This is a genomic window from Superficieibacter sp. BNK-5, from assembly GCF_047456055.1.
Taxonomy (GTDB): domain Bacteria; phylum Pseudomonadota; class Gammaproteobacteria; order Enterobacterales; family Enterobacteriaceae; genus Superficieibacter.
The window spans coordinates 1,177,268-1,203,611 of the sequence record NZ_CP179893.1 but is presented as its reverse complement, the minus strand read 5'-3'; the positions used below and the strand labels follow the sequence as shown (position 1 = coordinate 1,203,611).

General features: G+C 55.5%; 24 protein-coding genes and 1 pseudogene. 15 read left to right on the top strand and 10 right to left on the bottom strand.

The genetic code is table 11. The annotated features are described in order from the left end of the window. Positions 1-103: 103 nt before the first annotated feature. The 3 genes from rhaD to rhaB all read right to left on the bottom strand — a co-directional run bounded on the left by rhaD (position 104) and on the right by rhaB (position 3,930). Positions 104-934, bottom strand: coding sequence for a rhamnulose-1-phosphate aldolase (rhaD, locus tag ACMGGS_RS05775; RefSeq protein ID WP_414165368.1), 831 nt, complete (start codon positions 932-934; stop codon positions 104-106). A gap of 270 nt (positions 935-1,204) precedes the next feature. Next, the gene (locus ACMGGS_RS05770; RefSeq protein WP_414165367.1) at positions 1,205-2,464 is read right to left on the bottom strand and encodes an L-rhamnose isomerase; all 1,260 of its coding nucleotides are present in this window, start codon (positions 2,462-2,464) and stop codon (positions 1,205-1,207) included. After that, on the bottom strand, positions 2,461-3,930 hold the full coding sequence (gene rhaB / locus ACMGGS_RS05765) for a rhamnulokinase (protein ID WP_414165366.1): 1,470 nt from the start codon (positions 3,928-3,930) through the stop codon (positions 2,461-2,463). The genes ACMGGS_RS05770 and rhaB overlap by 4 nt, the downstream gene beginning before the upstream one ends. 290 nt (positions 3,931-4,220) lie before the next feature. On the opposite strand from rhaB, the gene rhaS reads away from it, so the two are divergent. The 9 genes and pseudogenes from rhaS (at position 4,221) to ACMGGS_RS05720 (ending at position 13,037) form a co-directional block, all read left to right on the top strand. After that, a complete protein-coding gene (gene rhaS, locus ACMGGS_RS05760) occupies positions 4,221-5,057 on the top strand; it encodes an HTH-type transcriptional activator RhaS (RefSeq protein WP_414165365.1) in 837 nt (278 codons plus the stop codon). A gap of 75 nt (positions 5,058-5,132) precedes the next feature. Beyond that, a complete protein-coding gene (rhaR, locus tag ACMGGS_RS05755; RefSeq protein WP_414165364.1) occupies positions 5,133-6,005 on the top strand; it encodes an HTH-type transcriptional activator RhaR in 873 nt (290 codons plus the stop codon). A gap of 114 nt (positions 6,006-6,119) precedes the next feature. Further along, positions 6,120-6,572 carry a hypothetical protein gene (locus ACMGGS_RS05750; protein ID WP_414165363.1) on the top strand — a complete coding sequence of 151 codons (453 nt, stop codon included), beginning with the start codon at positions 6,120-6,122 and terminating at the stop codon, positions 6,570-6,572. Between the two features lie 11 nt (positions 6,573-6,583). Continuing rightward, the gene (locus ACMGGS_RS05745; RefSeq protein WP_414166205.1) at positions 6,584-6,898 is read left to right on the top strand and encodes a PTS fructose transporter subunit IIB; all 315 of its coding nucleotides are present in this window, start codon (positions 6,584-6,586) and stop codon (positions 6,896-6,898) included. Continuing rightward, the gene (locus ACMGGS_RS05740) at positions 6,891-8,009 is read left to right on the top strand and encodes a PTS fructose transporter subunit IIC (RefSeq protein WP_414165362.1); all 1,119 of its coding nucleotides are present in this window, start codon (positions 6,891-6,893) and stop codon (positions 8,007-8,009) included. Before ACMGGS_RS05745 ends, ACMGGS_RS05740 begins: the two co-directional genes overlap by 8 nt. Positions 8,010-8,105: 96 nt before the next feature. Then, positions 8,106-10,715: a glycoside hydrolase family 38 C-terminal domain-containing protein gene (locus tag ACMGGS_RS05735; protein WP_414165361.1), complete on the top strand. Its 2,610-nt coding sequence runs from the start codon at positions 8,106-8,108 to the stop codon at positions 10,713-10,715. Continuing rightward, positions 10,708-10,899 (top strand): annotated as a pseudogene (locus ACMGGS_RS05730) (HPr family phosphocarrier protein); the annotation flags it as partial. The gene ACMGGS_RS05735 and the pseudogene ACMGGS_RS05730, both read left to right, overlap by 8 nt. Before the next feature lie 232 nt (positions 10,900-11,131). Further along, complete coding sequence (ptsP, locus tag ACMGGS_RS05725) at positions 11,132-12,817, top strand: phosphoenolpyruvate--protein phosphotransferase (RefSeq protein WP_414165360.1); 1,686 nt, start codon at positions 11,132-11,134, stop codon at positions 12,815-12,817. Positions 12,818-12,872: 55 nt separating this feature from the next. Then, entirely contained in the window at positions 12,873-13,037 is a 165-nt protein-coding gene (locus ACMGGS_RS05720; protein WP_414165359.1) for a hypothetical protein, read from the top strand. Positions 13,038-13,144: 107 nt separating this feature from the next. Here the strand turns inward: ACMGGS_RS05720 and rhaT are convergent, their stop codons facing one another. Further along, positions 13,145-14,179, bottom strand: coding sequence for an L-rhamnose/proton symporter RhaT (gene rhaT / locus ACMGGS_RS05715; RefSeq protein ID WP_194208567.1), 1,035 nt, complete (start codon positions 14,177-14,179; stop codon positions 13,145-13,147). Positions 14,180-14,467: 288 nt separating this feature from the next. On the opposite strand from rhaT, the gene sodA reads away from it, so the two are divergent. Both sodA and kdgT read left to right on the top strand, forming a co-directional pair. Continuing rightward, positions 14,468-15,088 carry a superoxide dismutase [Mn] gene (gene sodA / locus ACMGGS_RS05710; RefSeq protein ID WP_414165358.1) on the top strand — a complete coding sequence of 207 codons (621 nt, stop codon included), beginning with the start codon at positions 14,468-14,470 and terminating at the stop codon, positions 15,086-15,088. 283 nt (positions 15,089-15,371) lie between these two features. Further along, positions 15,372-16,370, top strand: a complete 999-nt coding sequence (gene kdgT, locus ACMGGS_RS05705) for a 2-keto-3-deoxygluconate transporter (RefSeq protein WP_414165357.1) — start codon at positions 15,372-15,374, stop codon at positions 16,368-16,370. A 52-nt stretch (positions 16,371-16,422) separates the two neighbouring features. Here kdgT and ACMGGS_RS05700 read toward each other — a convergent pair whose 3' ends face one another. Continuing rightward, entirely contained in the window at positions 16,423-17,319 is an 897-nt protein-coding gene (locus ACMGGS_RS05700) for a dihydrodipicolinate synthase family protein (protein ID WP_414165356.1), read from the bottom strand. A 149-nt stretch (positions 17,320-17,468) separates the two neighbouring features. On the opposite strand from ACMGGS_RS05700, the gene yiiM reads away from it, so the two are divergent. Next, positions 17,469-18,143 (top strand): 6-hydroxyaminopurine reductase, encoded by a 675-nt coding sequence (gene yiiM, locus ACMGGS_RS05695; protein WP_414165355.1) that lies wholly within the window; start codon positions 17,469-17,471, stop codon positions 18,141-18,143. A gap of 30 nt (positions 18,144-18,173) precedes the next feature. Here yiiM and cpxA read toward each other — a convergent pair whose 3' ends face one another. Then, positions 18,174-19,547, bottom strand: coding sequence for an envelope stress sensor histidine kinase CpxA (gene cpxA, locus ACMGGS_RS05690; RefSeq protein ID WP_414165354.1), 1,374 nt, complete (start codon positions 19,545-19,547; stop codon positions 18,174-18,176). Continuing rightward, positions 19,544-20,242, bottom strand: coding sequence for an envelope stress response regulator transcription factor CpxR (gene cpxR / locus ACMGGS_RS05685; RefSeq protein ID WP_103676845.1), 699 nt, complete (start codon positions 20,240-20,242; stop codon positions 19,544-19,546). The genes cpxA and cpxR overlap by 4 nt, the downstream gene beginning before the upstream one ends. Positions 20,243-20,391: 149 nt before the next feature. Here cpxR and cpxP point away from each other — a divergent pair, with 149 nt between their 5' ends. The 3 genes from cpxP to pfkA all read left to right on the top strand — a co-directional run bounded on the left by cpxP (position 20,392) and on the right by pfkA (position 23,135). Further along, complete coding sequence (gene cpxP / locus ACMGGS_RS05680) at positions 20,392-20,883, top strand: cell-envelope stress modulator CpxP (RefSeq protein WP_414165353.1); 492 nt, start codon at positions 20,392-20,394, stop codon at positions 20,881-20,883. Positions 20,884-21,084: 201 nt separating this feature from the next. Beyond that, a complete protein-coding gene (gene fieF, locus ACMGGS_RS05675; protein WP_176919642.1) occupies positions 21,085-21,978 on the top strand; it encodes a CDF family cation-efflux transporter FieF in 894 nt (297 codons plus the stop codon). A gap of 194 nt (positions 21,979-22,172) precedes the next feature. Further along, complete coding sequence (gene pfkA / locus ACMGGS_RS05670; RefSeq protein WP_194208573.1) at positions 22,173-23,135, top strand: 6-phosphofructokinase; 963 nt, start codon at positions 22,173-22,175, stop codon at positions 23,133-23,135. Positions 23,136-23,315: 180 nt separating this feature from the next. Here the strand turns inward: pfkA and rraA are convergent, their stop codons facing one another. From rraA to hslU, 3 genes are all read right to left on the bottom strand, one after another. Next, complete coding sequence (gene rraA, locus ACMGGS_RS05665; RefSeq protein WP_176919644.1) at positions 23,316-23,801, bottom strand: ribonuclease E activity regulator RraA; 486 nt, start codon at positions 23,799-23,801, stop codon at positions 23,316-23,318. Positions 23,802-23,893: 92 nt separating this feature from the next. Further along, entirely contained in the window at positions 23,894-24,820 is a 927-nt protein-coding gene (gene menA, locus ACMGGS_RS05660; protein ID WP_414165352.1) for a 1,4-dihydroxy-2-naphthoate polyprenyltransferase, read from the bottom strand. 191 nt (positions 24,821-25,011) lie between these two features. Further along, positions 25,012-26,343, bottom strand: coding sequence for an HslU--HslV peptidase ATPase subunit (gene hslU, locus ACMGGS_RS05655; protein WP_176919646.1), 1,332 nt, complete (start codon positions 26,341-26,343; stop codon positions 25,012-25,014). Position 26,344 lies beyond the last annotated feature (1 nt).

The following is a 26,344-nucleotide window of genomic DNA, read 5'->3' as shown; positions in this document are numbered from 1 at the left end:
TATCCCGGTCACGAGCTTATGCCTTGATGCAGCTTGAATGATGTTATGTATGATTAGCCGCAATAAACGTTGCGCCCCGCCTGAGTGCGCGGGGCGTGAATTTTTACGCGTACAATTCTAATGCGCTTGCCATCGGGGTAACGCCAAAGCGTTTGCCGAGGGCGATCAACTCTTCACGGGTGATGGTCTGTTTCATGCCGCCCATGGAGATCACTTTCACCAGCACTTCTGCGGATTTTTCAGCGGTATCGATCAGACCGAAGGTTTCATCCAGCGTCGGACCGCTGCCGAACACGCCGTGGAAAGGCCACAGCACCAGCGAATGCTGCTGCATATCCCGCGCCGTCGCCTGGCCGATCTCATCGGTACCCGGCACCATCCACGGCAGAATGCCGACGCCGTCCGGGAAGACTACCAGGCATTCGGTGCTGCCTTCCCATAGCTTACGGGTGATCAGCGCGCTGTCATTTTCCAGCACATAGGTGAGGGCGATCAGGTTGGTGGCATGGCAGTGCATGATCACCCGGTCTTTACCGTTGGTTGCCTTGATGCGCTCGCAGTGGGAAAGAAAGTGCGCCGGTAATTCTGAGGTTGGCACCGCTTCTTCGGTAAGGCCCCAGAGAATGTGGTAACCCGCGCCGTCGCTGTCCACTTTTACTACGCCGAGGCTGGCGGCCGGATCGAGCTGAACGTTGCGGAAGAATTTGCCGGAGCCGGTAACGATAAAGGCGGTATTGGCGAGCAGTGGCATCGGCTGGCTCAGTGCGATGTAGCGCGGCTGCGCGTGGAAATCTGCCTGGTAAGGCGCAACGTCGGCCTCATCCAGACGTAGCGTCAGGTTGCCGCCGTTGCGCTCGTCCCAGCCTTTCAGCCAGGCATCGGAGGTGGCTTTGATCATGCCCTGGACGAACCAGGAATGGGTAATGGTCTGCATCGTCTTCACTTTCCTTCAAAATGCCGGGGAGCGTTTCGCTTACCCGGCCTGTGTTATCTGTTGAGCTGTCATGCCCGGTGGCGCTTCGCTTACCGGGCCTACGGGTGTTGAACTTTCTGCCCGGTGGCGCTTCGCTTACCGGGCCTACGGGTTTTGAACTTTCTGCCCGGTGGCGCTTTGCTTACCGGGCCTACGGTTTTGCCTGGTGGCCCGTCCATCACGTCGGGTGAATTTGTAGGCCGGATAAGCGCAGCGCCATCCGGCATGGGTTTACCCGCGCTGGCGTAAAATCTCTTTCTCGTACCCGCGCACGTTATCCAGCCACTGACTGCCGGCTGGCGTATCGTGACGCTGGCAATACATCTCCCACACCGCCTGCCACGGCAGGGATTTTTGTTCTTCCAGCAGCGCCAGACGCGCGGTGTAATCACCCGCCTCTTCAAGCTGACGCAGCTGATCGGTCGGTTCCAGCAGGGCGCGCAGCAGGGCTTTTTTCATATTGCGGGTACCAATCACCCATGCGGCGATGCGGTTGATCGACGCATCAAAAAAGTCGAGACCGATATGCACGCGGTCAAACAGGTCATGACGAATAATTTCGCTGGCGATAGCCTGGGTTTCGTCATCCAGCAGCACCACATGGTCGCTGTCCCAGCGGACCGGGCGGCTGACGTGCAACAGCAGGCGCGGAACATAAAGCATGGCGGCGGAGATTTTGTCGGAGATCACTTCCGTCGGATGGAAGTGGCCAGCGTCCAGACAGAGCGCGGTCTGACGGCTGGTGGCGTAGCCCATATAGAATTCATTGGAGCCGACGGTATAGCTTTCCGCGCCGATGCCGAACAGCTTGCTCTCCACGGCATCAATATGATGCGCCGGATCCAGCTTCTCGCTGATCACCTCATCCAGCGCGTCCAGCAGGCGCTGACGCGGGGCGAGGCGGTCGACGGTGACGTCTTTCATCCCGTCCGGAACCCAGATGTTCATCACCGACGGCGTGCCGAGCTGCTCGCCAAAGTACGCGGAGACGCGGCGGCTGGCCTTGCAGTGATCGATCCAGAACTGACGAATCTCAGGGTTAGCATGCGAAAGCGTAAAGCCATCGGCGCTCAGCGGATGGGAGAAGCAGGAAGGGTTAAAATCCAGGCCCAGCTTGTTGACTTTGGCCCACTCCACCCAGTTTTTAAAGTGTTCCGGCTTGATCTGGTCACGCGCGACTGGCGTTTCGGCCTCGTGATAAATCGCATGCAGATTAAGACGCTTCGGTCCGGGGATCAGGCTAAACGCCAGTTCCAGATCGGCACGCAGTTCGGCGGCATTACGCGCTTTGCCCGGATAATTCCCCGTGGCCTGGATACCGCCGGTCAGACTGCCTTCCGGATTTTCGAAACCGGCAACGTCATCGCCCTGCCAGCAGTGCATGGAAACGGGCAGGCGATCGAGCTGGCGCAGGGCCTCCTCGACATTGATACCTACAGCGGCGAACCGCTGTTTCGCGAGTTCCCAGGCGTGTTCTAGTGGAGTGGTCATGCGCAAAGCTCCTTTGTCTGTCGTGTTGACTGAGATTGCGCGACGTAGCGAGCGATCTCATTATCAGGATGAGGGGTGAAAGTGGTCAGGTCGTGGTTAGTAACCACCACCTTGCGAAAATCTGTGACGTCGCTCAGTTCATCCAGCGTCATGAGCTGGACGCCAATATTGCCGAGCGTGGAGGCTTCAATCGGTCCGGCGATCACCGTAATGCCGCAGGCGTCGGCGCAAAGCTGATTGAGCAACTGGTTTTGGCAGCCGCCGCCGACAATATGCAACTGGTTGAACGGCTTGCCGCGCAGAGCGGCCAGTTCGCCCAGCACGTCGGCGTACAGGATCGCGAGGCTGTCGAAAATGCAGCGTGCCAGTTCTGCATCGCTGGTCGGCTCTGGTTGGCCGGCCTCACGGCAGGCAGCCTGGATCTCCGCGCTCATGTTGCCCGGATTAATAAAACGATCGTCGTTGGGATTGATGACAAAGCGGCAGGCGGGCAGCGCTTCGGTACGGGCAATCAGCTCCGGCAGATCGGTAACCTGTTGTTCAGCAAGTACCCGCTGGAGCAGCCACAGGCCCATGATATTTTTCAGCACCCGATAACGCCCTTCCGCGCCGCCTTCGTTGGTGATATTGGCAGCCAGCGCCTTGTCGCTGGTATATGGCGTTTTGCTTTCAAAGCCCATCAGCGACCAGGTGCCGGAGGAGATCCACGCCGCGTCTTTCCCTTCCAGCGGAACGGCAATCACCGCGCTGGCGGTATCGTGACTGGCGACTGCCACCACCGGAATGGCATTACCCTGTGGACAGGTCCAGTGGCCAATCACATTGCCGGGATGCGTGGGTTTGCCGAACCAGGCGCCGTTCACTCCTGTCCAGTCCAGCAATGTTTCATCCCAGCTATCGGTATTGATATTGACCAGTTGGGTGGTGGTGGCGTTGGTATATTCCCAGTTCATCTGCCCGGTAAGGCGGTAGCTGAAGTAATCAGGAATGAGCAGTGCATGAGCGACCTCGCGCGCCACCTCCGGTTGCTGCCGGACCAGCGCGTGAAGCTGATAAAGCGTATTAAACGGCAGAAACTGAATGCCGCTGCGGCGGTAAATTTCCGCCTTGCCGAGTTGAGTCAGCGCCTGCGCCATCACGCCGTCGGTACGATCGTCACGGTAGGCGATGGGCAGACCGACGCGTTGGCCCTGGCGGTTCAGCAGCACGTAATCCACGCCCCAGGTATCCACGCCGATACTGTCAATTACGATGCCCGCCTCGCACACGTTCTCCAGACCACGGCGGATCTCCGCCTCCAGGCTGTCAATGTCCCAGCAGTCATAACCGTCCACTTTTTGCAGACGATTGACGAAGCGGTGCATTTCACGCAGCGTGAGGGTGCGTTGTTCGCGGTCATAGCGTGCAAGCATTACACGCCCGCTGGATGCGCCTAAATCGACAGCGACGCAATGGCGAAAAGTCATGATAGAGTCCTTCTGAGAGTCAATGCCCACAGTCTAAAAAAGGACGCCTGCTTCTACCTTCTTGTTACTGACAGGGGAAATTGGCCGCTGGCAAGAAAGCAAAGATGAACGTGAGGAAGCTCACATTTTGCTGCGAAAGGGGGGATGTGACCGCCGCCGCATTTCTGACGCTTTCCGTTCATTTCTTGAAAAATCGGCAGTGTTTGCACGCTTTGTCGTCAAAATTTCAAGATGAGAATGCGGGGCCTTAATTACTATCATGAGAATTCTTCTCACTGGTGGCGACTCTTATGACCGTACTTCACAGCGTGGATTTCTTTCCTTCGGGTAATTCGCCAGTGGCGATCGAGCCGCGTCTTCCGCAGTCGGCCTTCCCGGAGCATCATCATGACTTTCATGAAATAGTGATTGTCGAACACGGTACTGGCATTCATGTTTTTAACGGCCAGCCCTATACCATCAGCGGCGGAACGATCTGTTTTGTCCGCGATCATGACCGTCATCTGTATGAGCACACCGACAATCTGTGCCTGACTAACGTGCTGTACCGCTCCCCGGATGCTTTTCAGTTTTTAAGCGGCCTGCATTTGCTGCTGCCACAGGAGCAGAATGGTCAATACCCTTCACACTGGCGCGTTAATCAGACGGTGCTGACGCAGGTGCGGCAGCTTGTCGGCCAGCTTGAACCGAAAGACGATGCGGCGGATGCGCCGGAACGGGCAAACCGCGAACTGCTGTTTATGCAACTGCTGGTGCTGCTGCGTAAAAGCAGCCTGGCGGAAGGGGCGGAGGATAATGACGCTCGTCTCAACCATCTGATCGCCTGGCTTGACGATCATTTTGCCGACGAAGTGTGCTGGGACGATCTGGCAGATCATTTCTCGTTGTCGCTGCGGACATTACACCGTCAGCTCAAGCAATCCACCGGCCTGACCCCACAACGTTACCTGAACCGGCTGCGTTTGATTAAAGCGCGCCATCTGCTGCGCCACAGTGACGAAAGCGTGACGGATATCGCTTATCGCTGCGGGTTCGGCGACAGTAACCACTTTTCGACCCTGTTTCGCCGCGAGTTTTCCTGGTCTCCGCGCGATATTCGTCAGGGGCGCGACGAAATTCTTCAGTAACGCGAAGAGAATCAACGTTTTTGAACGACCGTCAGAAGATAATAACCGGTCATTCGTCGTTGAGGTGATCCTGCTGTGGGCAAGTTAATTCTTCGTAAAGCCGACTTTTTCACCAGCGTCGGCCAGGCAGTCGCCGTTGCGGATCGCTATCCGCAAAACGTCTTTGCTGAACATACTCACGAGTTTTGCGAACTGGTGCTGGTATGGCGCGGCAATGGCCTGCACGTCCTCAATGACCGCCCGTACCGCATCACGCGCGGCGACCTGTTTTATATCCGCGCCGAAGACAAACACTCCTATGCTTCGGTCAACGACCTGGTATTGCAAAATATTATCTATTGCCCTGACCGCCTGAAACTTAATTTCGACTGGGACGCGCATATTCCTGGCTTTAGCGGACCTGAAAGGCGGGCGCACTGGCGGCTTGGCAGCACTGGAATGAGTCAGGCACGGCAGGTCATCGCGCAGCTCGAACACGAAAGCGCCCATCCTGACGCGCAGGTCAATGACATGGCCGAACTGCTCTTTGCACAACTGGTGGTGACCCTGAAAAGACACCGCTATACCACCGATAATTTGTCGGCAACGTCGCGCGAGCCGCTGCTGGATAAGCTGATCACCGCGCTGGCAGGAAGTCTGGACACGCCTTTCGTACTCGAAACGTTTTGCGAACAGGAGCAGTGCAGCGAGCGCCCCCTGCGCCAGCAGTTTCGCAGCCAGACGGGGATGACCATCAGCCAGTATCTGCGCCAGCTACGAATTTGCCACGCCCAATACCTCTTACAGCACACTGAAATACTGATTGGCGACATCGCCATGCAGTGCGGCTTTGAAGACAGTAATTATTTTTCCGTGGTATTTAACCGTGAAATAGGCATGACGCCGGGACAGTGGCGTCATCGCAGCCGCGACGGAACCGCCTCTAATATAAATATGATGAATGATTAACGGGAAATAACGACCGCAATACTGCGCTAAAAATTAAAATAAATCTCTGTGCTATAAATCACATTTGTTGGCGAAAATTCTGTTTTATAATAGCGCATTCATCATGGAGGTAAAATGTTAGCCATTATCATTTTGCTGTTTATATCCGCCGCTGCTTTTTTGTTATCGCGAGATAACAAAGGTAACGTCGCGCTTGATGATATTTGTTGGCTAAATTCGCCTGACGATCTTTCTGACGTTGACCTGTTTTCTGCCGACTGTCCGCATTATCAAATGTCGCAGGAGTGGTCCCGTTTATGGGATTGTACCGGGCAGGCATTACGCGCCCGTTTCCACCGGCACAAACAACGTCTCGCGGCGATTTCGCCGTCACCTTGCCAGCGCGTGTTATGTTGCCGTAAACGCGATGAACTGCGTTTTAGTTTCCGTATATCCAGCCTGCGCCAGCTAATCGCGTGCCGCCATGCCAGCGGTGCCGATTGCCATCACGCAGGCCAACCTGGTTTCATCCACAAAGCACAATGCGCGTTTTCGCCATTGTGCTTTTTTTTGTCTGAACAAACCTGAGAGGCTGAATGATGTTTATTGTTTGTGTTGCTGCATGTCCGACCGGCGTTGCCCATACCTACATGGCAGCGGAAGCGCTTGAAATGACCGGAAAAAAACGGGGTCATGAGATCAAAGTAGAAACCCAGGGCAGCATAGGCGCGGAGAATGAGATCCTTGACGAGGATCTGGCGCGGGCCGACGCGGTGATTATTGCCGCCGACGTCGCCATCAGCGGCAAAGAACGTTTTGTAGGACTGGTTAAGCTGGAGTGCAGCGTCTCCGATCCGATTAAATTCGGGGATGCCGTTTTTGAAGCCGTTGAACAGGAGGTTGCGCATGGCTAAGTTTCAGGGAGGAGGCGGCAAGCCTTCAGCGGGTGCAGAAGTGAAAAACGCCATTATGACTGGCGTGTCGTGGATGTTGCCTTTTGTCATTGCCGGGGCGGTCATTATGGGGATCGCGCGTATTGGCGCGTCGATGTACGGCATTGATAATATCTGGGATGCCAGCCATGAGCAGGCTGCCAGCCTGGTCGTACAGGTACTGCATCGCTTCGATGGTTTCGGCGGACTGGCGCTGTCGCTGATGCTGCCGGTGGTGGCGGGTTATATCAGTTTTGCCCTCGCCAATAAGCCGGGCATCGCGCCGGGGATGGTGGGGGGATTACTGGCGAGCAGTCTGGGAACCGGCTTTCTGGGGGCGCTGGCCGCCGGTTTTGTCGCCGGGTATATCGTCCGGGCGCTCATCAAATACATCAAATTACCGAAAGCTCTGGCCTCTGCCGGGCCGATTTTTATCCTGCCGGTCGGCGGGACGCTGCTGACCTGCATTGTGATGGCGTTTGTTATTGGCACGCCGCTGGCGGCGCTTAATCACGGTATGGAGCACTGGCTGCTGTCGATGTCTGGTACCAATAAAGTGCTGCTGGCGGCGGTAATTGGCGGCATGGTGGGCTTTGACCTCGGCGGTCCGGTGAACAAGGCGGCGGTCACCACCGCGATGGCGCTACTGGCTTCCGGGATTTACGATCCTAATACTGCTGCACAGGTCGCCATCATTGTACCGCCTATTGGCCTGGGCGTTGCCACCCTGCTGTGGGCAAAACGCTTCCCGGAATCGCTGCGTGAAGCGGGCAAGGCGTCCACGCTGATGGGGCTGATTGGCGTCTCGGAGGGGGCCATTCCGTTTGCGCTGTCCAATCCTAAAATCATTGTGATTAACATGATCGGCTCTGCGGTTGGTGCGGCGATGGCGGTGGGCCTGGGGGCGGTGAACCAGGCTCCCATTTCCGGATTTTACGGCTGGCTGGCGGTTGAACAGTGGCCGATATATGTTCTCTCCATCGCCTGTGGCTCCGCGATTATCGCCTGTGGATCGCTGCTGGTATTTCGCAATGTGCCAGACGAAGCCATTAAAAAAGAAATGATGGCACCTAAATTTAAAGCCAGTCGTTAATATAAAGAGATATTAACGACGGTTCGTCGCTAATCATAAAAATTAACGGGTAATTATCCGTGGTATTTTCTCGCCCTCAAAAAGGCTGAAATAAAGATGAAAACAGTTCATTTGATCCAACATACGCACTGGGATCGCGAGTGGTATTTTACTGAAAATGATTCTCGGGTCGTGCTTTATTATTTTATGGCTGATTTACTTCAGCGTCTGGAAGCCGATGAGTCATTAGGCCCATTTATACTTGATGGGCAGACCGTGGTGCTGGAAGATTATTTTAACATTGCGCCCGAAAATCGTGCGCGGGTGCAAAAACTGATCGACGAGGGCAGGCTACTTATCGGTCCGTGGTACACCCAGACCGATTTCTTAGTGGTCGGCGCAGAATCCATCACCCACAATTTGCTGCTGGGCATGGCGGACTGCAACGCAATGGGAAGCCGGATGGCCGTGGGTTACGTCCCCGACTCCTTCGGCCAGAGCGCCCAGTTGCCGATGTTCCTGACGCAGTTTGCGATGGATCGCGCGGTGATCTGGCGCGGCTGGTGCGAGCACGACGTGGCTGCCAGCGAGTTTCGCTGGCAGAGCACTGACGGCAGTTGCGTCACCACTGCCGTGCTGCCGTGGGGGTATGGCTGCGCGAAATGGCTGCCCGCCGACGCGCAAAAAGCATGGCAGGTGCTGCCCGCTATTCTGCAAAAACAGGCGAAATTCAGCACCTCCGGGCACGTTTTGCTCCCCAACGGTAACGATCAGTCCCCCTTTGAGCATGGTGTTCCGGCGATGCTCGATGCGCTTAATACGCAGCAGTCCGACTACCATTTCGTGCGCAGCGATTTTAGCCGCTACTTTGACGCCCTGGAACGGACGGGAGTCGAACTGGCGACGTATCAGGGTGAGTTACTCAGTCCGAAATATATGCGCATTCATCGGGGGATTTTCTCGACGCGCATGGATATCAAGCAGGCTAACGTCCGGCTGGAGAACTTCCTCAGCCAGCAGCTTGAACCGTTATTAAGCGTGGTCTGGCAACTGGGGCTGCCTTATCCGCAAACGGCGGTGGAGAATATCTGGCGTGAGGCCATGAAATCCCACGCCCATGACAGCATTGGCGGCTGTAACGCCGATCGCGTCAATGCGATGGTGAAAGCGCGTCTGACCTCAGGTCATGAATCCGCCAGCCAGCTTTTCGACCTCAATATGAAAATGCTGGCGGAAGGGATTGCCGCGCGGCAGCAGGGCAAAAAAATCATTGTCTTCAACCCGCTGCCTTACGCGCGCGACGGGCGAGTGGCGCTGACGATTTACGTGCCGGGCGCACATTTTGCCATCGTCGATGAAGCGGGGCAGCCGTGCCGCTGGAAAATTGTGCAGGAAAAACAGCAGGATATGTCGGTAATTGTGCAGGAGCTTTCCAACAGTACGAGCACAGTGTGGTATCGCAAATGCGACATTATCCTTGAGGCAAAAGCCCTGCCTGCCTGCGGCTATCAAACATTTTATCTTCAGGAGAATGCGCCTGCCGGGTTTAACGTGCCGCAAGAGATGATTGCTGCGCTCGATAACCCGTGGCTGCGCCTGACGCTGACGGACGGGCACATCACGCTGCTCGACAAACGTAGCGGCAAACAGTGGAACTCTCTCCTGCGGCTGGTTGATGGCGGCGATGCGGGGGACAACTATAACTACTCCCCGCCGGAAGATGACTGGCGGGTCACCAGCGACGGCGCATTAGTCTCCGCCATCTGGCAGCGGGATGCGCTGGCCGATACGCTTAACCTGAGCTGGTGCATCGCTGCGCCGCAGGATCTGGCTGCCCGTCAGCAGCATCAGCGTAACGGGCAACTTAACGTCAGCATGACGATCGCCCTCGATCGCGATCGTCCGCTGCTGGATGTACAGGTGCGGATCGACAACACCCTGCGCGATCATCGCCTTCAACTGGAGATCCCCACCGGCACCAGCGGAATGTTCCATTTTGCCGATCAACCCTTTGGCCTGATCCGCCGGGAAAACCGTCCGCAGGCGCTGGATATCTGGCAGCAGGAGCAGTGGACGGAAGCGCCCGCGTCGCTGTGGCCGATGCAAAGCCTGGCAATGATGCATGATGAGCAGCACGGTATGTGCGTGGTCACCGACGGGCTGCGCGAGTATGAAATCCCTGCTGACCGTCCCGATACGCTGGCGATTACTCTGCTGCGTAGCGTCGGCTGGCTGGGACAGCCAGATATGCCGTGGCGTCCGGGGCGCGCTTCCGGCATGGTGCTGCCTTCACCGGACTCGCAGTTGCCTGGTCGTTTTGATTGTCATCTGGCGCTGGTGCCTCTGCATCAGGGGCCGGATGCGGCGTTCTGGCGTGACATTGAGAACTGGCGTACACCCGCTTCCGGCTGGCTGGACTCCGGCTGGTCGCGCTTTAAAACCAATCCTCACGGCATGCGCTTCCCGCCAACGTACAGTCTGCTGCGCTGGGATACCCCGCTGCATTTCAGCACGCTGAAGAAAGCGCAGAACGAGGAGGCGCTGATCCTGCGCGGCTGGAATCCGGGCACCACGTTACTCGACGGTGTCGAACCTGTACTCTCTGGCGACGTGGCGCGCGTGACGCTGGCAGAAACGCCGCTTCCTGGAAGTCATACCCCAGTCCAGCCCTGTACGCCAGTCAGCTGGCGGATCACCCCTGCGGAAAAAGGAAAATCCGATGCGTAAAATAGCGTTTGTGTGTCCCCTCGAAAATGGCCTTCATGCCCGGCCTGCGAGCGAATTGCAACTGCGCGTGGCGCAATTTCATTCCCGCGTCACGCTGCATAATCTGCGTAACCAGCGGCAGGTCGATGCCGGAAGCGTACTGGCGCTCATCGGCGCAGATGTGCTTCACCACGATGCGTGCGAACTGCATATTGACGGTGAGGATGAGCAGGACGTCTGGCAGACGCTGAGCGCATTTATTACGCGCGAGCTGACGGAATGCGACGGGCCACTCGTCCCTGTGACGAGCCATCACGAACAGCCGTTGCCCGTGTTTCTGGCGGCCACCATGGCCACCTGCCTGCGGGGTAACGGCGTCAGTCCGGGACTGGCAAGCGGGGTGGCGGTGCCTCTGGGCGCGGTGGATTTGCCGCAGCTTGCTGCGCAGGAAGCGCCGGAAGACGCTGGCCTTCAGCAGCAGCGCCGGACTGATTACGCCGGGTCAGTTTCTCGCCCTGCGCGGTCCTCATCTCAAAGGTATTGTGATGGGGGAGGGCGGCGAAACCTCCCACACGGTGATCCTCGCCCGTTCCTTTGGCATCCCGCTTTTATGCATGCCGAACGCGTCTGTGCCTGCGGGTGCCCTACTGCTGATCGTCGCGCCGGATGCCTGTGCTGAGCAATGGCGCGACATGGAAGAGGACAAAGTCGCGCGCATTGCCCGGCGACTGGAACCGCTCGCCCGGATGGCAGGCGTCAGCCGTGACGGAGAACGCGTGAAACTGCTGGCGAATATCGCCCTGGCTGACGAAGCGGAAAGCGCATTCGCGGCGGGTGCGGAAGGGATTGGTCTGTTTCGCACCGAAATGTTGTTTTGTGAGCGAAGCGTGCCGCCGGATGAAGAAGAACAATATCAGGCGTACCGGCATGTACTGACGCTGGCGCAGGGCAAGAAAGTCGTGATCCGCACGCTGGATATCGGCGGCGATAAACCCTGTGACTATTTAAACCTGCCGCAGGAAGAGAACCCGTTCCTCGGCTGGCGGGCAGTGCGCCTTTATCCGGCATTTATTGACCTTTTTACCAGTCAGGTACGGGCATTGCTGCGTGCCAGCGCGGCAGGGCCGCTGGATATCATGGTGCCGATGGTGGCGACGCTTGAAGAGATTAAATGGCTGCACGCCCGCTTTCATCAGGTAGCGGAACAGCTCCACGCGGAAGGCGTCGCCGTCGGCGAATGGCGTTTAGGTATCATGGCGGAGGTGCCTTCTGCGCTGTACCTGCTGGAAAGAGCGGCGAAATGGATCGATTTTGCCTCTATTGGCAGCAACGACCTGGTGCAGTATTTTCTCGCCTGCGACCGGGGCAATCCGCATGTTCGTCACCTGTACAACTACTGCGATCCCGCTTTCCTGATGCTGCTTAGCGAGATGGCGAGGCGGACAAACGTGGAACTCTGCCTGTGTGGAGAAATGGGCGGCGATCCGGCGGTAATGCCGCTGCTGCTGGGCGCGGGGCTGCGGCAGATCAGCATGTCCGCCGGACGAATTGCCGGGGCGAAAAAGCAGCTGGCCTCGCTGGAGATGGATGACTGCCGGAAGACGTTGCAGCAGGCATTAGCCTGTGAAAGCGCGGCGGAGGTGACATCCCTGCTGCGTGAGACATCGGCGGCCAGCGTGCTACCCGTTTTCGATCCGGCTCTGTTATTGCTGGATCGGGACGTCACCAGCAAGGCGGAGGCCATCAAGCTGCTCACGGATAACCTTGAGATTGAACAGCGGGTGCGCTCGGGGGTGGACGTCGAGACCGCCATCTGGCAGCGGGAAGCCGTTTTTTCCACCGCGCTCGGCTTTGCAGTCGCCATCCCGCACTGTAAATCCGCAGCGGTACTGAACAGCAGTGTGTCGCTAATGCGCCTGAAGACGCCGTTATCGTGGGGAGAGGGGGTAGACGTCTCGCTGGTGATTATGCTGACGGTGAGCGAGCAGGAGAAGGGCGATCACATGAAAATCTTCTCGCGGCTGGCACGCAAGTTGATGCATGACGATTTCCGCCAGCAGCTATTGCAAGGCAGAGATGCCGGTGACATGACCGCACGACTTGAGCGCGAACTGACACTCTGAGGCACGTTTGCCCGGTAGCGTGGCTATCGGGCAGTTAAGGATGTATTGCTGCTGCGTGACCGGCGCTATCGTGCTGACGCTTGCGGCGATCGTGCTGGCCAGCCGTGCGGGAGGCTACTGCCTGCTGACGATTGGCGTGATGAACTCGGTGTTATACCCGATTATTTTTTCCCGCACCTTAAGCGGGTTGCAGGACGATGCCGCGCGGATCTCGGCCTGAAGATGAGTTTTCTGGTGCCGGTATGCTGTTACCTGTTTCTGCTGTTCAACGGGGGCCGACATTCGTCGTAACCGACGTCCCCCTGCCGTGCCAGCAGGGGGCATCCGTTAACCCGCCATGCCCAGTCCGACAATATTTGCCGCGACAATAATCACCACGCAGCCGAGGCTCAGCACGCTGACCGGACGACGCCCGGCGTTATTCCACTCTTTCAGTACCAGACCGACAATCCCACCGCACAGCACGTAGAAACTCATATGCAGCATCCAGCTGACATAATCGTACTGCGCCGGAATACGCGCGTGGCCCCAGGCATAGAAGAAGAACTGGAGATACCACATCAACCCGCCGAGTGCTGACAGCAGGATATTGCTGACGATCAGCGGTTTTGCCAGCGAGAAGTCCGCTTTTACCGACAAATTTTTCACTTTTGCCAGACGAATAAAGCAGAAGCCGAGGTTGATCAGCGCACCGCCGCCCATAATCACCACGTAGCTTGGTAGAGCAACGTACAGGGAATCGACGCCCAGCGCCGCCGCCGCTTCATGCATCGGCTTGGCGGCGTTCATCGCAAACGACATGCCGGCGGAAAAGATCCCGCACATCACCGCCAGCAGGAGGCCTTTTTTCAGATTGAACTCTTCCGCTTCGATACCCATCTGGCGTTCTTTGAGCCGACCAGCATGGGTAACAATCCCCACGCCTACCAGCGCGACCAGCACGCCCAGCAGCGTCATACGGCCACCACGGGTGTGGATCAGGATGTCGAAATTACCGTTCAGGATCGGCGTCATCAGCGTGCCAACAATCAGCGTGATGCCAATCGCAATGCCAATGCCCATCGACATGCCGAGATAGCGCATGGTCAGGCCATAGTTGATATTACCAATGCCCCACATCGCGCCAAAAAGAAACACTGGCAGCAACGTGGAAGCGCTGAAAGAACCGTAATACGCCCAGAAGTCGGGCAGCAGAATGGCGCTGATCGTCCAGGGCAAAATCAGCCAGGAGACAGTACCGCCGACTGACCACATGGTTTCCCACGACCAGCCTTTGACTTTTTTGAACGGGGCATAGAAACAGGCTGCACTGGCTGCGCCTATCAAATGCCAAAGAATACCCATCGTAATCATGTTACTCATGCATTTATCCTCATCTTTTTTATGGCCGGTAAAACACCCCCGACCCGATGAGTGTAAAAATTGTGCTGTAAAGTAACCTTCAGCGGATTGCCGCGTTGTGTCGCACACTGGCAATGAACCGAGTAATCGAATGAGCAAGCTCACAATTTTGGCTTCATAACCTAAAGTTATAACCTTATTAAAACTACGGCATTGATAAACATTTTCAATATCATTTAATTAACTATAATGAACCAACTGCTTACGCGGCGTTAACACATCTGCCGCCCGACAATAATGGAGATGATTATGAGCTATACACTGCCATCCCTGCCGTATGCCTACGATGCCCTTGAACCGCATTTCGATAAGCAGACGATGGAGATCCATCACACCAAACATCACCAGACCTATGTTAATAACGCCAATGCCGCGCTGGAAAGCCTGCCGGAACTGGCTAATCTGCCGGTAGAAGAGCTGATCACCAAACTGGATCAGGTTCCGGCGGACAAGAAAACCGTGCTGCGCAACAATGCCGGCGGCCACGCTAACCACAGCCTGTTCTGGAAAGGCCTGAAAAAAGGCACCACCCTACAGGGCGATCTGAAATCCGCTATCGAGCGCGATTTTGGCTCCGTGGAAAAATTCAAAGAAGAGTTTGAGAAAGCGGCCGCTACCCGCTTTGGTTCCGGCTGGGCATGGCTGGTGCTGAAAGATGACAAACTGGCTGTGGTTTCTACCGCTAACCAGGACTCTCCGCTGATGGGTGAAGCCGTTGCCGGTGTTTCTGGCTTCCCGATTGTGGGCCTGGATGTGTGGGAACATGCGTATTATCTGAAATTCCAGAACCGTCGCCCGGACTACATCAAAGAGTTCTGGAACGTGGTGAACTGGGATGAAGCTGCGGCGCGTTTTGCGGCGAAAAAATAAGTCTTCTGATTAACACTCTGCACTGAGGTGTAGAGCAAAAGCCTCCGCAGGCTCTGCCGCGGGGGCTTTTTTTATGCCATGGTTCAGGGTGCTATGGTGATCTGTATCAAATAAAAAACAATGATCCATTAAAATAGAAACTGCGTTTCAATTTGTGTGTTCAGGATCACTTTTATAGTTTCGTTGAATGATTATCTTCCTTTCATCGATACGGGAGCACTTTGTGACTGAGGTGCGCTCGCCCATAAAAATCGCCCCATTTTTATGTTTACAGGTGAAGAAGATGCAGATTAAACGCAAGATTGAAAAAATTCCGGGGGGCATGATGCTCGTCCCGCTGTTCCTGGGCGCGCTGTGCCATACCTTTGCGCCGGGGGCAGGAAAATACTTCGGGTCGTTCACCAACGGTATGATTACCGGGACAGTGCCGATTCTGGCAGTCTGGTTTTTCTGTATGGGCGCATCGATTAAGCTGAGCGCGACGGGAACGGTACTGCGTAAATCCGGCACGCTGGTAGTAACCAAGATTGCCGTGGCCTGGCTGGTAGCCGCGATTGCCTCGCGCATCATTCCGGAGCACGGCGTAGAGGTAGGGTTCTTCGCCGGACTCTCCACGCTGGCGCTGGTGGCCGCGATGGACATGACCAATGGCGGGCTGTACGCCTCCATTATGCAGCAGTACGGCACCAAAGAAGAAGCGGGCGCATTTGTTCTGATGTCGCTGGAGTCGGGTCCGTTGATGACCATGATTATTCTGGGCACCGCAGGTATTGCGTCATTTGAGCCACACGTTTTTGTCGGTGCTGTCTTACCTTTCCTGGTGGGTTTTACGCTGGGTAATCTGGACCCGGAATTACGGGAGTTTTTCAGCAAAGCGGTACAAACGCTGATCCCTTTCTTCGCCTTCGCGCTGGGCAACACCATTGATTTAAGCGTGATTGCGCAAACCGGATTGCTGGGTATTCTGCTGGGCGTGGCGGTGATTATCGTGACGGGCATCCCGCTGATTATTGCCGATAAACTGATCGGTGGCGGTGACGGTACAGCGGGAATTGCCGCATCCAGCTCGGCGGGTGCCGCGGTGGCAACGCCGGTCCTGATCGCGGAGATGATCCCGGAATTTAAACCGATGGCCCCTGCGGCTACCTCGCTGGTCGCCACATCGGTGATTGTGACCTCCATTCTGGTGCCGATCCTGACCTCCATCTGGTCACGGAAGGTGAAAGCCAGAGCGGCAAAAGCCGAAGCCGCGAAAGCACATGTGCTGGGAACAGTAGAATAATAGGTAGTCTTTCTGAAAAAGCCCGGTTAGCGCTGCTGCCGGGCTTTTTCTTTTAGCTCTTGATATCAAACACCTCATCAATCGTGCGGCACTCGTGTTCGTTTAATGCGCCTCCCGCATTTCGCGATACCCCGGTGCAATAGCCGAATTTACGCGATACCACGGTCTTAATCGTTGAGACAAAATCATCGCCAATTGCATAGATGGACATGTAGGTGCCGATGTTCTGCTGTATCTCACGTAACGTCTCCAGGTCGCCTTGCTTAAATGCTTCGCGGGCGCTGACAAATAGCTCTGGCATCACATTGTTTAAACCGGAGATCACGCCAGCGCCGCCCGCCAGCAGATTGGGGATGTAATATTCGTCATAGCCAGAAAGTACGGCAAAATCCTCACGCACGGCGCGGGTCGCCTGGATCATACTGCGGGTATGAGACTGGCAATCGACGGTATCTTTAATCCCGGCAAAGTGCGGGAATTCAGCGGCGAGGGTGGCAATCAGATCCGGCGTTAAATCGCAGCCGGTGCGAGCCGGAAAGTTATAGGCAAACCACTGGCCGCTGAGTATGTTACCCAGCTGGCGGAAATAACTCAGCAATTGCTTCGGCGTTTGCCCGTAATAATAAGGCGGTAACACCATCACCGCATCGTAGCCAACGCGGTACGCCTCCTCCGCCATGCGCTGAATATCGTTCATACAGGTCGATGACACGTTGGCAACCATCTTGAGCGAACTCATCGTCCTGGCCTCGCGAATTAAGGTTAATCGCTCTTCCAGCGTAAAAGAAGCAAACTCGCCGATGCTGCCCATCAACAAAATCACGTCAATATTTGCCCTGGTCAGGCGTTGAAGATGCTGCTTCAGGCCGTTCAGGTCGAGCTTTCCGTCTTGATCCAGCGGCGTAATGGCAGGGCACCAGACGCCAGCAAATTGCGATTGTACCGTCACGTTGACTCCTTATTATGAAATGCTGTTTCAAAATCATTTTAATAAATAGCATGTCTGGCAACGCGCCATGTGAACGTGGTTCGCATTTTGGAAGGTACGGGTAAAAAATATGCTTTAATGGAGCAAATTTGTCGGGAAGAGAGATACAGATGCGATATCCGGTTGAGGGGTTCACTGGCAGGGTTCAGGACTACGAAGGAAGCCGTCCCAGCGCCATTGCGAAGGTGCAGGTGGCGGGCGAACTGACGCTGACGGAGCGGGGGCTGACCGGTGATGAGCAGGCAGAAAGCAAAATCCACGGCGGACCCGACCGCGCACTGTGCCACTATCCCCGGGAGCACTATCTCCACTGGGCGCGTGAGTTTCCTGAGCAGGAGGATCTGTTTGTGGCTCCCGCGTTTGGTGAGAATCTGTCAACCGAGGGGCTGAACGAACAGAACGTGTTTATCGGCGATATCTTCCGCTGGGGTGAGACCTTTATCCAGGTAACGCAGCCGCGATCGCCGTGCTTTAAGCTGAACTTTCATTTTGCTATCAGCGATATGGCGTCCATCATGCAGGCGAGCGGAAAAACCGGCTGGCTGTATCGGGTCGTGGCGGGTGGCAAGGTCTCAGCCGAGGCTCCGCTGGTGCTGGCATCGCGGGTAAGCGATGTGACGGTGCATGAAGCCGGGGTGATTGCCTGGTCAATGCCGTTTGATGATGAGCAGTATCATCGTTTGCTGTCAGCGGCAGGTTTGTCAGCAAGCTGGACGCGAACCCTGCAGAAGCGGCGGACGAGCGGTAAGATCGAGGATAATTCGCGTCGGTTGTGGGGAAAGTAGCCTTTCCCCAGCTTCACGCTGGGGAAGACCTTACGCCCGCTTATACAGCGGCAGCCAGATCACCAGACGCAAACCGCCGAGCGGGCTGTCTTCCGCTTTAACCCAGCCGCGGTGCTGCTGGATGGCGGTTTCAACAATGGCCAGCCCCAGGCCGGTGCCGCCTGACTCGCGGTCACGCGCTTCATCGGTACGGTAGAACGGGCGGAAAATCTGCTCCCGGTCTTCCGGACTGACGCCCGGACCATCATCATCAACGGTGATGGTGATGCCCTCTTTATCTACCGCAAAACCGACTGAAATTGTGGTATGCGAGTAGCGCAGCGCATTACGCACAATATTTTCCAGCGCGCTTTCCAGGGCGCTTGGGTTCCCGTACAGCGGCCACGGGCCAGGCGGATATTCGATCGTAAAGGATTTACCCATCTGCTCGGCTTCAAAGGCCGCGTTATCCAGCACTTCGCCCCATAGCTGATTGGCTTTCATGGTCTGGCTGACCAGGGCATTTTTTTGCTGGTTGCGCGACATAACCAGCAGATCGTTAATCATGCTGTCCAGCCGATGCGCTTCGGTCTCGATACGCTCCAGTTCTTTACTTTCGCCGCTGCGACGCCGCAGCAGCGCGGTGCCGAGCTGAAGACGGGTGAGCGGGGTGCGCAGTTCATGGGAGATATCCGACAGCAGGCGCTGCTGGGTCGTCATCATGCGCTCCAGCGCCGTCACCATCTGGTTAAAACTGGCCCCGGCTGCCTGAAATTCCTGCGGTCCGGCTTCCAGCTCCGGATGCTGGCGCAAATTACCCTGCGCGACTTCATCCGCCGCATTTTTCAGCTTACGCGCCGGTCTTGCCAGACTCCATGCCAGCCATAGCAGCAGCGGCGCGCTGACCAGCATGGTGACAATCAGCAGCAGCAGCGGACGGTCAAACAGCAGGTTGATAAAGTCGGACTGTGAACTGCTGGCAGGGCGAATCAGGTACAGCTGGTAGTTATCTTCGCCATCGTGAATCGAAAACGGCCCGACCAGTTCAACCCGACCATATTTTTTCTTTTGCGGTTGGTCGGCATCATCCGACTGACCGATAAAGTTGCGGATGATCTGCATTTCATTACGTTCGGCACCAATCACCCGGCCTTCGCTGGTCACAAGGACCAGACGCTGCCCCGGCGGTGCCCATTTGTCGATCGCGCGGAACAGCCGACGCCACCACATCAAATCATTGGGTGGATCGTTGGCAAGCTCAGCTTCAACATGCTGCTCAATCATCACACCCTGACGCTGCTCGCTTTCCAGCAGCTCGGTCATCTGGCGTGAATCCAGCTTGGGTAGCATCAATACCAGCATCAATACCAGCGCCAGCGTGAGCCAGAAGATAGCAAAGATGCGGGCGGTCAGGCTTCCAATCATGAAGCCGAAACCATCAGATACCCACGACCGCGCAGCGTTTTAAACCACGGATGCCCGTCTTTCCGCTCCGGCAGCTTACGCCGCAGGTTGGAGATGTGCATATCGATAGCGCGATCAAACGGTGTCAGGCGTTTACCGAGCACTTCCTGACTCAAATGCTCGCGGGAAACCACCTGGCCTAAATGCTGGGCCAGCAGATAGAGCAGGGTAAACTCCGTACCGGTCAGCTCCAGCGTTTCACCGTCAAAACTGGCTTCCTGACGTCCCGGATTCAGGCTCAGGCCATCCACTTCGACCGTTGGCGAACCGTTATCGCTATTTTGCTGCTGCTCGCTCCAGTGCGAACGGCGCAGGATAGCGCGGATACGCGCCACCAGCTCACGGTCATTAAACGGTTTCGGCAAATAATCATCCGCGCCCAGTTCAAGGCCAAGCACGCGATCCAGCTCGCTGCCGCGTGCGGTTAACATAATTACCGGTGTCTGGTGTGTCTGGCGTAGCTCTTTAAGCGTGTCGATACCGTTTTTCTTTGGCATCATCACATCAAGTAAAAGCAGATCTATGCTGTCATCAATCAACGTCAGCGCCTGCTCACCATCATGAGCCACTAAAACGTTAAAACCTTCCATGTCGAGCAGCTCTTTAAGTAACGACGTGAGCTCCCGGTCATCATCAACTAACAGGATTTTATTCATTTTTTAAATACCTCCGAGGCAGAAATTACGTCATCAAGGCTCGCTAATCCATGACTTTACGTTGTTTTACACCGCCTGACGCTAGTTTGCAGCCTGAATCGTAGACTGTCTCTCGTGGAATCGCGAAACAAAGTTTTTGGGAGCAAGTGATGCGCAAAGTTACCGCTGCCGTCATGGTCTCAACACTGGCGTTCAGTGCGTTAAGCCAGGCAGGTGAAGCCATCACAGGTGATAACTGGCACCCGACCGAAGGACTTACGCAGCGTAATAGTCAGCAGAGTCACATGTTTGACGGCATAAGTCTAACCGAGCATCAGCGCCAACAGATGCGGGACCTGATGCAACAGGCAAGGCACGAGCAGCCGCCTGTTAATGTTAGCGAAATTGAGGCAATGCACCGCCTTATTACCGCAGAAAATTTTGATGAAAACGCTGTGCGCGCTCAGGCTGAAAAAATGGCGCAGGAACAGGTAGCCCGGCAGGTCGAAATGGCCCGTGTGCGCAACCAGATGTTCCTTCTGTTAACGCCGGAGCAGCAAGCGGTTTTAAATGAAAAGTATCAACAACGGATGGCGCAGATGCGCGATATTGCGCAGTTACAGCAGAGTCCTCCGTTTAAGCCGTTTAGTAGCAGTAAGTAGCATCCCAGTGACATACCCTGTTTTCCTTGCCATAGACACCATCCCTGTCTTCCCCTCCATGATGGAGGGGTTTTTTTTGCCTGTTTTTCGTGAATCGGTAAAAAACACCGTAGCAAAGAAAGCGGGCTGGTCTTGCAAACCGCCTTTTTCTTCCTGACCTCGACCTACGTTATACTACCCGAGGGTTAAGCAGGAGAATCTATGAACCACTCTTACGGCCAACTGGTCAGCCGCGCAGCGATTGCCGCCACGGTGATGGCGTCCTGTTTGTTAATTATTAAAATCTTCGCGTGGTGGCATACCGGCTCGGTCAGTATCCTGGCTGCACTGGTGGATTCGCTGGTCGATATCGCCGCATCACTCACTAATCTCTGGGTAGTCCGCTACTCGTTGCAGCCCGCCGATGATGAGCATACCTTCGGACACGGCAAAGCCGAGTCTCTGGCGGCGCTGGCGCAAAGTATGTTTATTTCCGGTTCCGCACTGTTTCTTTTTCTCACCGGCATTCAGCATCTGGCAAGTCCCGAACCGATGAACGCGCCCGGCGTTGGGGTGGTGGTGACCATTATCGCGCTGATTAGCACGCTGATTTTAGTTACTTTTCAGCGCTGGGTGGTGCGAAAAACCCATAGCCAGGCAGTGCGTGCCGATATGCTTCATTATCAGTCTGATGTTATGATGAACGGAACCATTCTCATCGCCCTCGGTCTGTCATGGTATGGCTGGCACCGGGCGGACGCGCTGTTTGCGCTGGGGATTGGGGTTTATATCCTGTATAGCGCGTTACGTATGGGGTATGAAGCCGTACAGGCTCTGCTGGACCGCGCACTTCCTGATGCAGAGCGGCAGGAAATTATTGAGACCGTCACCGCCTGGCCAGGCGTGCGTGGCGCACATGACCTACGAACGCGGCAGTCAGGGCCGACCCGCTTTATTCAAATTCATTTAGAAATGGACGACAATCTGCCGCTGTTTGAGGCGCATCTTGTGGCCGAACAGATTGAGCAGGCGCTTTTACTTCGTTTTCCGGGATCGGACGTCATCATTCACCAGGATCCCTGCTCGGTAGTACCGCAGGAAGAACAACGGCTTTAAGCTTTTATCTTTCTTGTAAAAGTGTGGGCTGGATCGGCATTTTTTGTATAAATTAGCGCCGATTGGTCTGACCTGAATCAATTCAGCAACAGAGGATTGATATACTATCGGCAGTATTCGTTACGTACTTTGGGTGAGCCTAAGTCCGTTTCCGGCATCAGATTTCATTTTGCATTCTAAGTTCAGAGGTAGTCATGATTAAGAAAATCGGTGTGTTGACAAGTGGCGGCGATGCGCCGGGCATGAACGCTGCGATTCGTGGCGTTGTCCGTGCAGCATTAACGGAAGGTCTGGAAGTGATGGGCGTTTATGACGGGTATCTGGGGCTATACGAAGATCGTATGATCCAGCTCGACCGTTACAGCGTTTCCGACATGATCAACCGTGGCGGTACTTTCCTCGGCTCCGCGCGTTTCCCGGAATTTCGTGAAGAACACATCCGTGCTGTGGCTATCGAGAACATGAAAAAGCGTGGCATTGATGCGCTGGTGGTTATCGGCGGTGACGGCTCCTACATGGGGGCAAAACGTCTGACCGAAATGGGCTTCCCGTGCATCGGCCTGCCAGGTACCATCGATAATGACATTAAAGGCACCGACTACACTATCGGTTACTTTACCGCACTGGGCACCGTTGTAGAGGCGATTGACCGCCTGCGCGATACCTCCTCTTCTCACCAGCGTATCTCCATCGTTGAAGTCATGGGCCGCTACTGCGGCGATCTGACGCTGGCTGCGGCCATTGCTGGTGGCTGTGAATTCGTGATGGTGCCGGAAGTGGAATTCAGCCGTGACGATCTGGTCGCAGAAATTAAAGCCGGTATCGCAAAAGGTAAAAAGCACGCTATCGTCGCCATCACCGAGCATATGTGCGATATTCACGAACTTGCGGATTATATTGAGAAAGAAACGCATCGTGAAACGCGTGCGACCGTTCTGGGTCACATTCAGCGCGGCGGTTCCCCGGTGCCTTACGACCGTATTCTGGCGTCCCGCATGGGCGCGTATGCCATTGATCTGCTGCTTGAAGGGCACGGTGGCCGCTGCGTAGGTATCCAGAACGAAAAACTGGTTCATCATGACATCATCGATGCCATTGAGAACATGAAACGTCCGTTCAAAGGCGACTGGCTGGATACGGCGAAGAAGCTGTACTAAGTGAATTGAATGCCGGGTGGCGGTTGCGCCTTACCCGGCCTACAAAGCTTGTCATATCATCCAGTTACGTGTTGACGTAGGCCTGCGCAAGCGAAGTGCCGCCAGGCAAAAGTCCTACAGCGTTACGTAGAGAGAAATCAGAAGGGAAGGGAAACCTTCCCTTTTTCTTGGGCAGGGGAACTACTCGATATCCAGCGCGTCTTCCGACAGGATGATACCGGTATTGTCGGCGTAAAGATGGTCGCCGGAGAAGAAGGTGACACCGCCGAAATTGACACGCACGTCGCTTTCACCAATGCCTTCACCCGTCGCACCTGCCGGAATGGCGGCGATGGCCTGAATGCCAATGTCCAGTTCTTCCAGGTCGTCGACCTGACGTACCGAACCGTACACCACAATGCCTTCCCACTCATTTTGCGCAGCGGTGCGGGCGAGATCCGCATCGATTAACGCGCGACGGACAGAACCGCCGCCGTCGACCAGCAGCACCCGGCCGCGGCCATTCTGTTCGAGCAGATCGTACAGCAACCCGTTATCCTCGAAACATTTCACCGTAGTGATTTGACCACCAAACGACGGCCGACCCCCAAAGTTAGAGAAGAGCGGTTCCACGACGTTGACATCTTCCTGGTAGATGTCACAAAGTTCGGAAGTATCGTATTTCATAGGCTTAACGTTCCGTTGCTGCGAGAACCTTCAGTATATCGCGCCAGATGCGCTGTTGGCAAAATCAACAATTGTTAATTGATATTTGTCAGTTAATTCATCGTCTGGCTCAGGATAATCCCAACCACAAACAGCAGGTTAGTCAGCAGTGCGCCTTTTACGGTGCGTTCCAGCATCGGCCGCATCGCCAGAGGATCGTGCTCGCGCATGACATAGCGGGCCTGTCTGAACAGCATGGGTGCCGCCAGAATAAACAGCCAGCCCCACGGGCTGTGCAGTGAAATCAGGTTGAACAGGGCGAGGCAAATCAGTGCGCCGAACAGCAACACGCTATGGTAGCGTCGCGCATTGACGGGACCCAGGCGTACCACCAGCGTGTTCTTACCATTCTCCCGATCGCTGGTAATGTCGCGCAGGTTGTTGATATTCAACACCGCTGTTGCCAGCAGACCGCAGGCGGTTGCGGGCAGAATAATAGCCGGAATGAGACTGTGCGCCTGAAGGTACCAACTGCCCATCACGCTCAGCCAGCCAAAGAAAATCAGCACTGATATATCACCCAGACCGATATAACCGTAGGGGCGATTGCCCATGGTATAGGTGATGGCAGCGATAATAGAAAGACAGCCCAGCACCAGGAAACCGATAAAATCGGCCATCGTCTGATAGGCCATCGCGACCAGCGCCAGCCCGGACACACAGGTAAGGACAATGGTAATGACCAGCGCGCGCTTCATCTGTTGCTGAGTGATGGCACCTTTTTGCATACCGCGTAGCGGACCAATGCGATCAGGCTTGTCGCTGCCTTTGACCGCGTCGCCATAATCATTCGCCAGATTGGAGAGAATTTGCAGTAGTCCGGCCGTGACCAGCGCCATGACGGCAACCAGCGGATCAAAATGGCCCTGCCACCAGGCCAGCGCAGTACCCACCACGATAGCGCTAAAGGCCAGCGGGAGCGTTTTAGGTCGCAGGCTTTCCAGCCATGCCTGGGTCGGACTCAAAGGTTGTTCAGTCATAATTCCGGCTAATAAAAATGGGGCTTATACCCGTCATACTTCAGGTCGCAGGTGCGTTGGCTACGTTCGCTCACTCCAGTCACATAGTTATCTATGCTCCTGGAGATTCGCTCACTTGCCGCCTTCCTGCAACCCGAATTATTTTGGGTATCGTAGCCCCATCTGAAGTGATGAAAACGTATTGAGCACGATTATAAGATAAAACGGCTCAGATCTTCATCTGCCACTAAAGCATCAAGGTGTTTACTCACATAGTCTGCATCGATAACGATGGTTTCACCGTTCAGATCGCTGGCGTCATAGGAGATATCCTCCATTAAACGCTCCAGAACGGTATGCAGACGACGAGCACCGATGTTTTCGGTGGTTTCGTTCACCTGCCAGGCCGCCTGAGCGATACGCTTGATACCGTCGTCGGTAAACTCAATGTTGACGCCTTCTGTCGCCATCAGCGCTTTGTACTGCACGGTGACGGAGGCATTTGGCTCGGTCAGAATGCGTTCGAAATCGCCGGTCGTCAGCGCCTGAAGCTCCACGCGGATCGGCAGACGACCCTGTAGTTCCGGGATCAGATCGGACGGCTTAGCCACCTGGAATGCGCCGGATGCGATAAACAGGATATGGTCAGTTTTTACCATCCCGTGTTTTGTGGAAACGGTGCAGCCTTCCACCAGCGGCAGCAGGTCGCGCTGAACACCTTCACGGGAAACATCCGGGCCGTTGGACTCGCCACGCTTACAGATTTTGTCGATTTCGTCGATAAATACAATGCCGTGCTGTTCAACGGCGTCAACGGCTTCCTGTTTCAGCTCTTCCGGGTTAACCAGCTTCGCCGCTTCTTCTTCAATCAGCAGCTTCATCGCTTCTTTGATTTTCAGCTTACGCGGTTTTTGCTTCTGGCCGCCGAGGTTCTGGAACATCGACTGAAGCTGGCTGGTCATCTCTTCCATTCCCGGAGGTGCCATAATTTCAACGCCCATCGGTGCGGCAGCGAGATCGATCTCGATTTCTTTATCGTCGAGCTGGCCCTCACGCAGTTTTTTGCGGAATGCCTGACGCGCCGCAGATGGCTCAGCCTGTTGTTCCGCCTGGCCCCAGTTGTTTTTAGCCGGGGGGATCAGTACGTCGAGAATACGCTCTTCCGCCATCTCTTCGGCGCGGAAACGGTTTTTCTCGATGGATTGAACGCGGACCATTTTGATCGCTGAGTCGGTCAAATCGCGGATAATCGAATCCACTTCTTTACCAACATAGCCAACTTCAGTGAATTTAGTTGCTTCTACTTTGATGAACGGTGCATTAGCCAGTTTTGCCAGACGGCGGGCGATTTCGGTTTTACCCACGCCGGTCGGGCCGATCATCAAAATGTTTTTCGGGGTGACTTCGTGACGCAGATCTTCATCAAGCTGCATACGACGCCAGCGGTTACGTAATGCGATAGCCACTGAACGCTTGGCGGCGTCCTGCCCGATGATGTGTTTGTTCAGTTCGCTGACAATTTCGCGTGGGGTCATTTCAGACATG

What these genes read in the sequence shown, in the direction of transcription:
- rhaD (WP_414165368.1), bottom strand. Translation starts at nt 934, where the DNA reads ATGCAGACCATTACCCATTCCTGGTTCGTCCAGGGCATGATCAAAGCC.
- ACMGGS_RS05770 (WP_414165367.1), bottom strand. Translation starts at nt 2,464, where the DNA reads ATGACCACTCCACTAGAACACGCCTGGGAACTCGCGAAACAGCGGTTC.
- rhaB (WP_414165366.1), bottom strand. Translation starts at nt 3,930, where the DNA reads ATGACTTTTCGCCATTGCGTCGCTGTCGATTTAGGCGCATCCAGCGGG.
- rhaS (WP_414165365.1), top strand. Translation starts at nt 4,221, where the DNA reads ATGACCGTACTTCACAGCGTGGATTTCTTTCCTTCGGGTAATTCGCCA.
- ACMGGS_RS05750 (WP_414165363.1), top strand. Translation starts at nt 6,120, where the DNA reads ATGTTAGCCATTATCATTTTGCTGTTTATATCCGCCGCTGCTTTTTTG.
- ACMGGS_RS05745 (WP_414166205.1), top strand. Translation starts at nt 6,584, where the DNA reads ATGTTTATTGTTTGTGTTGCTGCATGTCCGACCGGCGTTGCCCATACC.
- ACMGGS_RS05740 (WP_414165362.1), top strand. Translation starts at nt 6,891, where the DNA reads ATGGCTAAGTTTCAGGGAGGAGGCGGCAAGCCTTCAGCGGGTGCAGAA.
- ACMGGS_RS05735 (WP_414165361.1), top strand. Translation starts at nt 8,106, where the DNA reads ATGAAAACAGTTCATTTGATCCAACATACGCACTGGGATCGCGAGTGG.
- rhaT (WP_194208567.1), bottom strand. Translation starts at nt 14,179, where the DNA reads ATGAGTAACATGATTACGATGGGTATTCTTTGGCATTTGATAGGCGCA.
- sodA (WP_414165358.1), top strand. Translation starts at nt 14,468, where the DNA reads ATGAGCTATACACTGCCATCCCTGCCGTATGCCTACGATGCCCTTGAA.
- kdgT (WP_414165357.1), top strand. Translation starts at nt 15,372, where the DNA reads ATGCAGATTAAACGCAAGATTGAAAAAATTCCGGGGGGCATGATGCTC.
- yiiM (WP_414165355.1), top strand. Translation starts at nt 17,469, where the DNA reads ATGCGATATCCGGTTGAGGGGTTCACTGGCAGGGTTCAGGACTACGAA.
- cpxA (WP_414165354.1), bottom strand. Translation starts at nt 19,547, where the DNA reads ATGATTGGAAGCCTGACCGCCCGCATCTTTGCTATCTTCTGGCTCACG.
- cpxR (WP_103676845.1), bottom strand. Translation starts at nt 20,242, where the DNA reads ATGAATAAAATCCTGTTAGTTGATGATGACCGGGAGCTCACGTCGTTA.
- cpxP (WP_414165353.1), top strand. Translation starts at nt 20,392, where the DNA reads ATGCGCAAAGTTACCGCTGCCGTCATGGTCTCAACACTGGCGTTCAGT.
- fieF (WP_176919642.1), top strand. Translation starts at nt 21,085, where the DNA reads ATGAACCACTCTTACGGCCAACTGGTCAGCCGCGCAGCGATTGCCGCC.
- pfkA (WP_194208573.1), top strand. Translation starts at nt 22,173, where the DNA reads ATGATTAAGAAAATCGGTGTGTTGACAAGTGGCGGCGATGCGCCGGGC.
- rraA (WP_176919644.1), bottom strand. Translation starts at nt 23,801, where the DNA reads ATGAAATACGATACTTCCGAACTTTGTGACATCTACCAGGAAGATGTC.
- menA (WP_414165352.1), bottom strand. Translation starts at nt 24,820, where the DNA reads ATGACTGAACAACCTTTGAGTCCGACCCAGGCATGGCTGGAAAGCCTG.
- hslU (WP_176919646.1), bottom strand. Translation starts at nt 26,343, where the DNA reads ATGTCTGAAATGACCCCACGCGAAATTGTCAGCGAACTGAACAAACAC.